General features: G+C 65.5%; 14 protein-coding genes and 1 other RNA gene. 11 read left to right on the plus strand and 4 right to left on the minus strand.

Going from position 1 to position 12,298, the window contains the following annotated elements; all coding sequences use genetic code 11:
* Positions 1-134 precede the first annotated feature (134 nt).
* A complete protein-coding gene (locus BIWAKO_RS09020; RefSeq protein WP_069878422.1) occupies positions 135-839 on the plus strand; it encodes an outer membrane protein in 705 nt (234 codons plus the stop codon).
* A gap of 16 nt (positions 840-855) precedes the next feature.
* On the opposite strand, the gene recR is transcribed toward BIWAKO_RS09020, so the two are convergent.
* The 4 genes from recR to ffs form a co-directional block, all read right to left on the minus strand.
* A complete protein-coding gene (recR, locus tag BIWAKO_RS09025) occupies positions 856-1,461 on the minus strand; it encodes a recombination mediator RecR (protein WP_069878423.1) in 606 nt (201 codons plus the stop codon).
* Between the two features lie 13 nt (positions 1,462-1,474).
* On the minus strand, positions 1,475-1,795 hold the full coding sequence (locus BIWAKO_RS09030) for a YbaB/EbfC family nucleoid-associated protein (RefSeq protein ID WP_069878424.1): 321 nt from the start codon (positions 1,793-1,795) through the stop codon (positions 1,475-1,477).
* Between the two features lie 24 nt (positions 1,796-1,819).
* Positions 1,820-3,673 (minus strand): DNA polymerase III subunit gamma/tau, encoded by a 1,854-nt coding sequence (locus BIWAKO_RS09035; RefSeq protein WP_069878425.1) that lies wholly within the window; start codon positions 3,671-3,673, stop codon positions 1,820-1,822.
* 126 nt (positions 3,674-3,799) lie between these two features.
* Positions 3,800-3,896, minus strand: an RNA gene (ffs, locus tag BIWAKO_RS09040) — signal recognition particle sRNA small type.
* A 502-nt stretch (positions 3,897-4,398) separates the two neighbouring features.
* Between ffs and rpmH the strand changes: the two genes are divergently transcribed.
* From rpmH to BIWAKO_RS09095, 10 genes are all read left to right on the plus strand, one after another.
* Entirely contained in the window at positions 4,399-4,533 is a 135-nt protein-coding gene (gene rpmH, locus BIWAKO_RS09050; protein ID WP_038364779.1) for a 50S ribosomal protein L34, read from the plus strand.
* An 11-nt stretch (positions 4,534-4,544) separates the two neighbouring features.
* Complete coding sequence (gene rnpA, locus BIWAKO_RS09055) at positions 4,545-4,988, plus strand: ribonuclease P protein component (protein ID WP_141740029.1); 444 nt, start codon at positions 4,545-4,547, stop codon at positions 4,986-4,988.
* A 46-nt stretch (positions 4,989-5,034) separates the two neighbouring features.
* Complete coding sequence (gene yidC / locus BIWAKO_RS09060; protein WP_069882299.1) at positions 5,035-6,927, plus strand: membrane protein insertase YidC; 1,893 nt, start codon at positions 5,035-5,037, stop codon at positions 6,925-6,927.
* 94 nt (positions 6,928-7,021) lie between these two features.
* The gene (locus BIWAKO_RS09065) at positions 7,022-7,654 is read left to right on the plus strand and encodes a CatB-related O-acetyltransferase (RefSeq protein ID WP_069878428.1); all 633 of its coding nucleotides are present in this window, start codon (positions 7,022-7,024) and stop codon (positions 7,652-7,654) included.
* Positions 7,655-7,663: 9 nt separating this feature from the next.
* Positions 7,664-8,329, plus strand: coding sequence for a ribosome biogenesis GTP-binding protein YihA/YsxC (yihA, locus tag BIWAKO_RS09070; protein ID WP_069878429.1), 666 nt, complete (start codon positions 7,664-7,666; stop codon positions 8,327-8,329).
* A 108-nt stretch (positions 8,330-8,437) separates the two neighbouring features.
* Entirely contained in the window at positions 8,438-8,806 is a 369-nt protein-coding gene (locus BIWAKO_RS09075) for a DUF423 domain-containing protein (RefSeq protein WP_069878430.1), read from the plus strand.
* Positions 8,807-8,888: 82 nt separating this feature from the next.
* Positions 8,889-9,788, plus strand: coding sequence for an acetylglutamate kinase (argB, locus tag BIWAKO_RS09080; protein WP_043234901.1), 900 nt, complete (start codon positions 8,889-8,891; stop codon positions 9,786-9,788).
* Positions 9,789-9,867: 79 nt separating this feature from the next.
* Positions 9,868-10,014, plus strand: coding sequence for a hypothetical protein (locus BIWAKO_RS35900; RefSeq protein ID WP_176733289.1), 147 nt, complete (start codon positions 9,868-9,870; stop codon positions 10,012-10,014).
* A 187-nt stretch (positions 10,015-10,201) separates the two neighbouring features.
* Positions 10,202-10,945 (plus strand): pyrimidine 5'-nucleotidase, encoded by a 744-nt coding sequence (locus BIWAKO_RS09090; RefSeq protein WP_069878432.1) that lies wholly within the window; start codon positions 10,202-10,204, stop codon positions 10,943-10,945.
* Between the two features lie 108 nt (positions 10,946-11,053).
* Complete coding sequence (locus BIWAKO_RS09095; protein WP_069878433.1) at positions 11,054-12,250, plus strand: O-succinylhomoserine sulfhydrylase; 1,197 nt, start codon at positions 11,054-11,056, stop codon at positions 12,248-12,250.
* The last annotated feature ends 48 nt before the right edge of the window (positions 12,251-12,298 follow it).

Here is a 12,298-nt window from a genome sequence, read left to right on the forward strand (position 1 = left end):
TTAACAGTTCCTAATCAAAGTCAGAAAGCGCGCACTTCACGTGCGTCAGCAGAGGCTTGCGACCTCCTGGTCCCGGATGACCGGAGGCACCGCATCTGGCCACCCGATCGGCGAACGACATACAGAGACCTGCGATGAAGATGTTCCTGAAAGCCGGTCTTGCGAGCCTCGCACTTCTGGCTGGCGGCGCGGCCTCCGCGGCGGACATGCCCTATCGCAAGGGTACGCTGCCGCCGGCTCCTGCACTACCGGAGTTCTTTTCCTGGACCGGGTTCTACGCCGGCGGCCAGATTGGTTATTCCTGGGGCTCGGAGCGCACCCGCTTCATCGCCTCCAACGGCATCGGCGCGGCTTTCACCTCCGACACCGATTCGGTGCTCGGCGGCGGACATGCCGGCTTCAACTACCAGTTCGGCTCCTATGTCCTCGGCATCGAAGGCGATATCGAGGCCCTGAATAGCGATGGTCGCTTCCGTCATTCTCTCGGCATCGGTGAGGTGAAACGCGACTGGCAGGCCTCCGTGCGCGGTCGCCTCGGCTTTGCGATGGACCGCTTCATGATCTACGCCACGGGTGGCGCGACCTTCACTGAGTTCGACCAGCAGCTCTTCGATCCCGTCTCGGGAGCACGTGACAGCGCCCAGACCTCGCGCTCGGGCTGGAGCGTGGGCGGCGGTCTTTCCTTTGCGCTGACCGACCACCTGATCGCCGGAGTCGAATATCGCTACACCGATTTCGGCCGGTTCAACCGCCTGGCGCGCGGCGCTTTCCTTGGCGTGACGACCGATCAGGATTCGACGCTGCACAGCGTCCGCACAAGCCTGAGCTACAAGTTCTGACGGGCGGAAGCCCGGATCAGAAGCCCGTGCGCTGGCGAATGGCGGCAGCGAGCGTGCCGTCGTCGAGATAGTCGAGCTCGCCGCCGACCGGCACGCCATGGGCGAGCTTCGTCACCTTGACCGGCAAATGGGCAAGCAGATCGGTGATGAAATGCGCCGTGGTCTGCCCGTCGACCGTGGCGTTGAGCGCCAGGATAACCTCCTTCACGACCGGATCGGAGGCACGGGCCACCAGCGCATCGAGCGTCAGGTGCTCGGGCCGGATACCGTCAAGCGCCGAGAGTACGCCGCCCAGAACATGATAGCGCCCCGAAACAGCGCCCGAACGCTCGAGCGCCCATAGGTCGGCGACGTCCGCGACGACGACGATCACCCCATCGTCGCGGCGAGCGTCCCGACAGACCGAGCAGGGATTGCTGGTATCGATATTGCCGCAGGTCGTGCAGACGACGATGCGCTCGCGCGCCGTCGCCATGGCCTCGGCGAGCGGACCCAGGAGCTGCTCGCGCTTCTTGACGAGATGCAGCGCCGCACGCCGGGCCGAACGCGGTCCGAGGCCCGGCAGCTTGGCGAGAAGCTGTATCAGCCGCTCGATCTCGGGGCCGGCAATGGCGCGTGACATGCGGGCCTGCAGCTCAGAACAGTTTCATGCCGGGCGGGATCGGCAGGCCCTTGGTGATTTCAGCCATGCGCTCCTGCATCACGCGCTCGGCGCGAGCGCGGGCGTCGGTGCTGGCCGCGACGATCAGATCTTCGAGAATCTCGCGCTCATCGGCCATCATCAGGCTCGGGTCGATCCGGACCGACTTGAGCGCGCCCTTGGCGGTCATCGTCACGCTGACCATGCCGCCGCCGGAGGCGCCCTCGACCTCGATCGTGTCGAGCTCGGCCTGAACATCGGCCATTTTCTGCTGCATCTGCTGCGCCTGCTTCATCAGGCCCATCATGTCGCGCATGGTGTCTCTCCGTATGCGAAAGTGTCAGAAATCGATGCCGTCGAAATCCGGCTCGCTGTCGTCGAACAGCGGCTCGGCATCGGGCAAATAGTCATCGCCGCCCGCATCCGCGGATTGCGCCTCGGCAGCCTCGGCAGCACGCGGATCACGCACATTGACGATGCGGGCCCCGGGAAAGCGCTCGAGCACGGCCTTCACGGCAGGATGAGCGGCAGCATCACTCTCGCGCTGGTCCCTCGCGGCGATGGCCTGCTCGCGCAGCGTCGCGCCCCCTTCGGCATTGACGATGACGACCATCCAGGTCTGTCCGGTCCACTCCTTGAGACGGCGTGACAGATCATTGGCGAGTGTGCGCGAACCGCCTTCGACCAGGGCGAACTCGATCCGCCCCTGCTCGAAGCGAACGGGCCGTACGTCGCGCTCGAGCGCGATCTTCAAGGTGATGTCGCGATTCTGCGAGGCGAGCGCGACGATGTCCTCGATCGAGGCGACGAGCACGGCCGGAGCCGCAACCGCGCGCGGGGCGGCAGCCGGCGCGGGGTTCGCGCTGGCGAGCACGGGCCGCGCTGCAAGCGCCGTGTTGCCGCCTCCGGAGGGAGGGCGGGGCGCAGCGCCTCCCCCGCCATTGCCTGAACCAGCGGGAGAGCCATTGCCGTCGCGCAGCATGCGCATGGCCTCGTCGGGCGTCGGCAGGTCGGCTGCATGGGTGAGACGGACCAGCACCATCTCGGCCGCCATCACCGGCCTGTCGGCCTGTTTCACCTCGGCCATGCCACGCAACAGCATCTGCCAGGCGCGGGCCAGCACGCGCACCGACAGTCGGGCCGCGAAATCACCGCCGCGCACGCGCTCGGCCTGGCTCAGGCCGTTATCCCGGGCGGCTTCGGGCACGAGCTTCAGACGCGTCACCAGATGGGTGAACTCGGCGAGATCGGTCAGCACCACGACCGGATCGGCACCGGCATCATATTGCGCCCTGAGTTCGCCCAGCGCCGCCGCGATATCGCCCTTCATCACCGACTCGAACAGGTCGATGACGCGGGCCCGATCGGCGAGGCCGAGCATGGAGCGCACATCCTCGAGCGTGATTCGGCCGGCCGCATGGGCGATGGCCTGATCGAGGATCGAGAGAGAATCGCGAACAGAGCCTTCGGCGGCGCGGGCGACGGCGCCGAGCGCCTCCTCCTCGGCGTCGACCCCTTCGGCCTTGCAGATGTTCGATAGATGGCCGACGAGCAGGCTGCCATCGACCCGGCGCAAATCGAAGCGCTGGCAGCGCGACAACACCGTCACCGGCACCTTGCGGATCTCGGTCGTGGCGAAGATGAACTTTGCGTGCGGCGGCGGCTCTTCCAGGGTCTTCAGGAAGGCATTGAACGCCGCCCCGGTCATCATGTGCACTTCGTCGATGATGTAGACCTTGTAGCGCGCCGAGACCGGTGCATAGCGCACGCTGTCGTTGATCTGGCGGATATTGTCGACGCCGTTGTTCGAGGCGGCGTCGATCTCCATCACGTCGATATGCCTGCCCTCGATGATTTCGCGGCAATGCACGCCGAAACGCGAGAGATCGGTGGTCGGCCCACCCGCCCCATCCGCGCTCTGGAAATTCAGGGCGCGCGCCAGGATGCGGGCCGTGGTCGTCTTGCCGACACCGCGGACGCCCGTCAGCATCCATGCCTGCGGGATGCGGCCGGCGGCGAAGGCGTTGGTCAGAGTACGCACCATGGCGTCCTGGCCGATCAGGTCGCCGAAATGGGCCGGACGGTATTTGCGCGCGAGCACCCGGTAAGGCGCCGCGGTCGCGACGGGCGCTGGCGCGAGGCCGGGAAAACCCAGCTCTTCAACGGAATCGGCAGCGGCAGTCTCGTCGGTCATCCGCATGCTTTCGCCAATCGGGAGGCGACGGTCAACGCCGGACTTGCAATACTCCGGCCGGGACGAGGCAGGAGCGGCCTTGATCGAAGGCCTGGCAAGCGGGAGCAGCGCGCAAGGCAGCCGCAAAGTGGGAGGCTGGACGAAGACCCGTTCGGTCTCGTTAGGGCTGCTTCCTTCCGGACCTGACCCGGTTGGCGAGTGAGACGTCCCTCGCCAACCTCCCGGGCGCTATATCGTGCATGTCGGTCTTGAGCGCAAGCAGGAGCTACGCCTTGTCGCGCAGTTCGCCCGGGCGGTTCTTCTCGCTACCGCGCGAAGAGATCGTGCGCATGGGCATCAGATATCGCACCGGGCTGAAACCGGCCGCTCACCGCCTCCCCGCGCCGGCGCGCGCGTCGCCCTATGACAGAGCAGGTCCGACGAAGCTCGGCGTCGCCTGGCCATTGTTCGCTATCGAAGGTCTTCTGCTCGCCGACTGCATCGCGGCTCGTGATGATCAGCATCTTCAAGGCACGGGCGGCCTGAGCAGCCAGGCCCGCCGATCCGCGCGGCATCGTCGCAGGATGCGCCTTCGGCATTGACTCGCCCCCGCCCTTCCGCCATAAGCCCGCCACCTGCGCAGCCTTTCGGGCGGCGCCGCCCCTTTTGCATGACAGGCTTGGCCGGCCGATTTTCCCCAGCGGGAACCCGGTCGCCATGCCGGAACAAGGCCCCGGAGACGGACCGTGAAGAGAACCTATCAACCCAGCAAGCTGGTTCGCAAGCGCCGCCACGGTTACCGCGCCCGTATGGCGACCAAGGGTGGCCGCAAGGTCATCGCCGCCCGTCGGGCGCATGGCCGCAAGCGCCTGTCGGCCTGAGCGACCGGCGCGTGACCTGCGCGCCGTTTCCGGAAGACAGGCCCATCGCCATGCGCCACGCCCGTCTGACCGAACGCAAACAGTTTCTGGCGGCGGCCGAGCATGGCCGCCGTTTTCGTTCGCCTGCCTTCACGGCGCAGGTGCGCGATGCCGCGGGTGAAGAAGGCCGTCACGGCCTGCGCCTCGGCCTGACCGCTTCCCGCAAGGTTGGCGATGCCGTTGAGCGCAACCGCATCCGGCGCCGTCTGCGCGCCGCCGCGAAGCAAGCACTTGCCGCCCAGGCCGACCGGCCCTGCGATCTCGTGATCGTCGCGCGGCGCGAGGTGCTGACAGCTTCGTTTTCCGCGCTGATCGCCGATCTTTCCGTCGCGCTCGATCGCGCCAGACCCGCAAAAGCCGGCCGCAGGCCGACCGACAAGCGCCCCCCCAGTGGTGGCACCCGTCCCCAGTCTTAGGCCAAAAGCCCTTCGGGGCATTCAGCGAGATCCGTTTCCGGTCATGATGAAAGAAGACAATCGCAACCTGCTTCTGGCGATCACCCTCTCGGTGGTCGTGCTGCTCGGCTGGCAGTTCTTCTACGGCGTGCCGCAGATGGAAAAGCAGAAGCAGGCCGCGCAGCAGAGCCAGCAGGCGCAGACCCAGACGGCTCAGCCCGGTTCTTCGGCTGCTCCGGCTCCAGCGACCGTTCCAGGCCAGTCGGCAGCCACCGCCGCTCCCGGCACGGCCCAGGCTGTCGCTGCTGTTGAAACCCGCGAGCAGGCGCTCGCACGCGGTCCGCGCGTCAAGATCGACACGCCCAAGATTGCCGGCTCGATCTCGCTCACCGGCGCGCGCATCGATGACGTCTCGCTCAGGGCCTATCACGAGACCGTAGACCGCAGCAGCCCGAACATCGTGCTGCTCTCGCCGCTCGGCGGACCGAACGCCTATTATTCCGATTTCGGCTGGGTCGCCGCGCCTGGCGCCAATGTCGTGCTGCCGAATGCGACGACCGTCTGGACCCCGGACGCGCAGGTGCTGCGCCCCGGTACGCCGCTGACGCTGACCTGGGACAATGGCCAGGGCCTGTTGTTCAAGCGCATGATCTCGGTCGACGACAACGCCATGTTCTCGATCCGCGACGAGGTCGAGAACAAGGGCGGTGCGCCGGTCACCCTGTATCCGTTCGGCCAGGTGGTTCGCCACGGCAAGCCGCACACGCTAGGCTACTACGTGCTGCACGAAGGCCTCGTCGGCAATCTCGGCGAGCAGGGCCTGCAGGAATACACCTACGACAAGATCGACAAGGAGCCGGCGCTCTCGCCCGGCACCACCGGCAAGGTCTGGAAGGACGCCGTCGGCGGCTTCCTCGGCATCACCGACAAGTACTGGGCAGCCGCGGTCATCCCCGATCAGCAGCGCAAGTATGACGGGCGCTATTCCTCGGTCCAGACCGGCAATTCGCACACCTACCAGGCCGATTTCCTCGGCGAGGCCGTCACGGTCGCGCCGGGCGCCAGCGCGACCTCCAATGCCCGGCTCTTCGCCGGCGCCAAGGAAGTCGCGGCCATCGACGGCTATGAGAAGAATCTCGGCATCAAGCGCTTCGAGCTGATGATCGACTGGGGCTGGTTCTATTTCATCACCAAGCCGCTCTTCTTCGTGATGGACTGGGTCTACAAGCACGTCGGCAATTTCGGCGTCTCGATCCTGATCGTCACCGTGCTGCTCAAGGCCCTGTTCTTCCCGCTCGCCAACAAGTCCTACGCCTCGATGGCGAAGATGAAAGCGGTGCAGCCGGAGATGCTCGCCATTCGCGAGCGCTACGCCGACGACAAGATGAAGCAGCAGCAGGCTCTGATGGAGCTGTACAAGACCCAGAAGATCAACCCGCTCGCCGGCTGCTGGCCGGTGCTGGTGCAGATCCCGGTCTTCTTTGCGCTCTACAAGATCCTGTTCATCACCATCGAGATGCGGCACGCGCCGTTCTTCGGCTGGATCAAGGACCTTGCCGCGCCCGATCCGACCTCGGTCTTCAACCTGTTCGGGCTGCTGCCCTTCGCGGTCCCCGCCATGCTGATGATCGGCGCTTGGCCGATCTTCATGGGCATCACCATGTTCGTCCAGATGAAGATGAACCCGGAGCCGCCGGACCCGGTGCAGAAGATGATGTTCACCTGGATGCCGGTGTTCTTCACCTTCCTGCTCGGCTCGTTCCCGGCCGGTCTGGTGATCTACTGGAGCTGGAACAACCTGCTCTCGATCGTCCAGCAGGGCTTCATCATGCGCAAGCACGGTGTGAAGATCGAACTGTTCGACAATCTGAAGAGCATGTTCGGCAAGAAGCCGGCTGCGGCGGCAGCAACGGCCACGCCATCGCCCGGAAAGCCGGCGAACAGCAACAAGGCGAAGTAAGCCTCCGGGCTGCGACGCGACGCCCCTCTCCCTCGGGAGGGGGGCTTTTGCTTTTTATGGACCTCGTTCTCGCTGCCTTCGAAAGGGAGCCTCCATGCCGCTTCCCGATCCGCGGACCCTTCACCCGATCCCGGGCTGGAAGGGCACGGCCTTCCTGAAGGCCGTCGTCGACCACCCGCTGATCGAGGTCGGCGACTACAGCTATTATGACGACTCGCGCGGGCCGGAGCATTTCGTCGGCCGCTGCGTGCGCTATCACTTCGACTTCATCGGCGACCGGCTGATCATCGGCAAATTCGTCGCCATCGCCCAGGCGGCACAGTTCATCATGAACGGCGCGAACCACCCGATGGGCGGCTTCTCGACCTATCCATTCCAGATGTTCGGATTCGAGGGCGCTCCCGAGATGACGCCGGACAGGCTTGGCCTGCGTGGCGACACGGTGATCGGCAATGATGTCTGGATCGGCCGCGAGGCGGTGATCATGCCCGGCGTGACGATTGGCGACGGCGCCATCATCGGGACGCGGGCCCAGGTCTCGCGCGATGTGCCACCCTATGCGGTGGTCGTCGGCAATCCCGGCCAGATCGTAAAGATGCGCTTCCCGGCCGAGACGATCGCGGAACTCCTCGCCATTCGCTGGTGGGATTGGGATGCAGAGACAATCTCCCGCAACCTCAGTGCAATCGCTGGCGCCAACATCGACGCCTTGCGCGCCGCCGTGTAGGCAGGACCCATGACAACAAGCACGACAGCCCCCTTCACTCCGGACGAGATCGAGAGCGCTCGCAAGCTCTTCGAAGGTCCCTGGGATTTCGTCTGGGCCTCGACCAAGATCAATGACCTGCCCCCCATGGTCGGCCAGGAGATCGCCTTTGCCGGGCGCTCCAATGTCGGCAAGTCGAGCCTGATCAATGCTCTGACGCGGCGCAATGCGCTGGCGCGGACCTCGCACACGCCCGGCCGCACCCAGCAGCTCAATTTCTTCCGCCAGGTCGGGCATGATGAGCGCCTGACCATCGTCGACATGCCCGGCTACGGCTATGCCGCCGTCGGGCGCGACAAGGTCGCGGCCTGGACCAATCTGATCCACGAATATCTGCGCGGCCGCTCCAACCTGATGCGGGTCTATGTGCTGATCGACGCCCGCCATGGCATCAAGGATGTCGACGGCGCAGTGCTGGAGACGCTCGACAAGGCCGCCGTCTCCTATCAGGTCGTGCTGACCAAGGGCGACGCGATCAAGAAGGCCGACCAGCAGTTCATGCAGGAAGCGACCTTCGACGAGATCAAGCGTCGACCGGCCGCCTTCCCCGAAGTGCTGCTGACCTCGAGCGAAAAGGGCCTCGGCATTCCGGAGCTGCGCGCCGCGATCGCGCGCGTATTGGCAGAGCGGGCATAAGCCCGACGGCTGCCGTGATCGCGAAGGAGGCGAGGCAATCCGGCCAGGCCTCCTTGCGAGGACGCGCATGCCGGCATTTCTGTCCGGTCTGGAGAAGGTGACCCTGCCATGAGCGCCGCGAAGATTCATCTCACGCTGGCCGCGCTGATGGGCCTTGCGGGCGTGACGCTCCTGGCCGCGGCGGCGCATGGACCGGGCACGAGCGGCCTCCAGACCGCCGGCCAGATGCTGCTGACCCACGCTCCCGTGATCCTGGGCGCGACGGCGGCGCGCAGGGCCGGCCTGCTCTCCGACCTGCTGGCGCGTATCGCGCTCTCCGTCATCATCCTCGGCGTCGCGCTCTTTGCCGCCGATCTGACCCGGCGTGGCTTCTATGAGGAGCGTCTCTTCGCGGGCGCCGCGCCTGCCGGCGGCTTCCTGATGCTGGCCGGCTGGCTCGCGCTGGCCTTCTCTGCCCTGTTCGGGCGGCGTAGCTGAACCGCGCCCGCCGGCTTCCGCCCCGGCCATTCTTCGGCTAGAAGGCCCGGCGCGCGATCCTCGCGTCCCGCGGAGCCTGCCGATGATCAATCCCGCCGTCCACCTGACGCCGTCGCAATCGGCAGAACTGCTGGTTCAGGCGCTGCCGCATATGCAGCGCTACGACCAGGAAATCATCGTGATCAAATATGGCGGCAACGCCATGGGCGATGCCGCGACCGCCGAGGATTTTGCCGAGGATATCGTCCTGCTCGAGCAGTCCGGCCTGAAGCCGGTCGTCTGCCATGGCGGCGGGCCGCAGATCGCCCGCATGCTCGACAAGCTCGGCATCAAGTCGGAGTTCAAGCAGGGCCTGCGGGTCACCGACCGCGCAACCGTCGATGTCGTCGAGATGGTTCTGGCCGGTTCGGTCAACAAGGAGATCGTCGGCTACATCTCGCGCGAGGGCGGCAAGGCGATTGGGCTCTGCGGCAAGGACGGCAATATGGTGACCGCCCGCAAGGTGACGCGCACCGTCGTCGATCCCGATTCGAAGATCGAGCAGGTGCTCGATCTCGGCTTTGTCGGCGAGCCCGAAGCGGTGAATATCAGCGTGCTGGAGGCCGTATTGAAGGCCGAGCTGATCCCCGTACTGGCGCCGGTCTGCGCCGCCGCCGACGGCCAGACCTACAACGTCAATGCCGATACCTTTGCGGGCGCGATCGCCGGTGCGCTCAACGCCAAGCGCCTGCTGCTGCTGACCGATGTGCCCGGCGTGCTCGACAAGGACAAGAACCTGATTCCGGAGCTCACGGTGGAACAATGCCGCCGACTGATCGCAGACGGCACCATCTCCGGCGGCATGATCCCGAAGATCGAGACCTGCATCTACGCGCTCGAAAAGGGCGTCGAGGCGGTTGTCATCCTTGACGGGAAGATCCCGCACGCGGCGCTGATCGAGCTTTTCACCGATACCGGCTCGGGCACCATCATCAGAAGGTGATCCACCTTTGCCGGTGATGCGTGCCGGCAACAACAGGTTCATCATCCTCCCGGGGGACGCGTTCTCGGGAGGAGCCGTCATGGATTACTCGATCACCATCGCGCTCGGCCTCGGCCTCTCGCTGGCCATGGTCGGTCTTGCACTTGCCCGCACCACGTCACGACGGCGAGAGGATGTCGCGCGCGTCCCGGCGCGAAGCGGCAGGTCATTTCGGGAAGAAGGGTAGGGAGACGGTCCGCATGAGTCTCATGCGCGACCCGTTCACCCCTCATGCCGCGCTTGAGAGAACGGCCTGATAATTGCTTTGATCGTGGGCCAGCAGCCTGACCGTCGATCGGCCAATTTCGTCGCGCGTCGGTAAACCTTTGCGGAAGACTTGCATGCGACGCTGACGTCGCCACATGACATAGCCCATGAATCAGAAACCGATCATATCCGCCGCTACGCCGCTCCTGCCGAATGCGGACGCGTTTGCGCATGTCGAGCACTGGGTTTTCGATCTCGACAACACGCTCTATTCGCACGAGGCAAAAGTCTGGCCGCAGGTCGATGAGCGCATCACGCTGTTCCTCGGCGAGCTGTTCGGGCTCGACGGGCTGTCGTCGCGGGCACTGCAGAAATACTATTACCAGCGCTACGGCACGACCCTGAAGGGATTGATGGAGGAGCACGGCGTCGATCCCGGCGACTTCCTCGATTTCGCGCACCAGATCGATCTGTCCCTGCTCGATCCCAACCCAGCGCTTGGCGACGCCATCGCCGCCCTGCCGGGGCGCAAGCTCATCCTCACCAACGGCTCGCGCGGACATGCCGAGAATGTCGCGGGCAAGCTCGGTATCCTCCACCATTTCGAGGACATCTTCGACATCGTCGAGGCGGGCTTCCTGCCCAAGCCCGAGCGTGCGACCTATGAGCATTTCCTGGCGAAACATGCGGTCGATCCCAGCCGCGCCGCCATGTTCGAGGACATCGAGAGGAACCTGCTTGTCCCCAACGCACTCGGCATGAAGACCGTGCTGATCCTGCCGCAGACTCCGGACCCGTTCCGCGAAGCCTGGGAGCAGGCCGCGATCGAAGCCGGCCATGTCCACCATGTCACGACCGATCTCACCGGCTTCCTCACCCCGCTCGGGCGCCCACCGAAACTGTCCCGCTAAGGCGCAGATCGCAGGCGTTCCTTCCGGAGAATTTTTGTCCGTCTTTACGAACGATTGCTGAGCTGTTATTCCCCGTGTCCGTTATAACGAACGGTCGGAGTTCAGTTCATGTCAGGTCCAGACGCTGGCGCAAAGGCGCTGCATCCCGAAACGCGGCTGGTCCATGCCGGCACCCTGCGCTCTCAGTTCGGCGAGACGTCGGAAGCGCTCTTCCTGACGCAGGGCCATGTCTATGACAGCGCCGAGCAATGCGAAGCACGCTTCCTGAACAAGGATCCGGGCTTCCAATATGCCCGCTTCTCGAACCCGACCGTGACCATGCTGGAACAGCGCATGGCCGCCTTCGAGGGGGCCGAAGCCTGCCGCGCGACGGCGACCGGCATGGCCGCCGTGACCGCGGCGGTGATGAGCCTGGTGCGTGCCGGCGATCATGTCGTCGCGGCGCAGGCCCTGTTCGGCTCCTGTCGCTATGTCGTCGAGGATCATCTGCCGCGCTACGGCGTGGAATCGACGCTGGTGAACGGCCCCGATATCGCGGCATGGCGCAAGGCCGTACGGCCCAACACCAAGGTCTTCTTCCTGGAAAGCCCGGCGAACCCGACGCTCGAGGTCATCGATATCGCGGCCGTCGCCGCGCTGGCGAAGGAGGTCGGCGCCAAGCTGGTGGTCGACAACGTCTTCGCGACCCCGCTATTCCAGCGTCCGCTCGAACTCGGCGCCGACTGCGTCGTCTACTCCGCAACGAAACATATCGACGGGCAGGGCCGCTGCCTCGGCGGACTGGTCCTCGCCTCGGAGGAATTGATCCAGAGCGAGATCCAGACCTTTCTGCGCCAGACCGGGCCGGCGATGTCGCCCTTCAACGCCTGGGTGATGCTGAAGGCCCTGGAGACGCTGCCGCTGCGCGTCAACCGGCAGGCGCAGAGCGCCGCGATCCTTGCCACCTGGCTGGCCAAGCAGCCCAAGCTGCCGAAGGTGATCTTCCCTGGCGACCCCAATCACCCGCAGGCCGAGATCATTGCGCGCCAGATGAGCGGTCCCTCGACCCTGATCGCCTTCGAGGTCAGTGGGGGCAAGGAGGCCGTCTACCGCTTGCTCAATGCGCTCAAGCTGATCCGCATCTCCAACAATCTCGGCGATGCCAAGAGCCTGATCGTGCACCCCGCCACGACGACCCATCAGCGCTTCACGCCGGAGGTTCGCGCCAGCATGGGCGTCACCGACGGGCTGGTGCGCTTCTCGGTCGGGCTCGAACATCCCGACGACCTGATCGCCGATTTCGAGCGCGCGTTGGCAGCGGCCTGAGGGTCGCCCCGCGGCGGGCGCAACGCCGGGATCCAGAGCACTCCGGAC

It is taken from the genome of Bosea sp. BIWAKO-01, assembly GCF_001748145.1.
Lineage (GTDB): Bacteria > Pseudomonadota > Alphaproteobacteria > Rhizobiales > Beijerinckiaceae > Allobosea.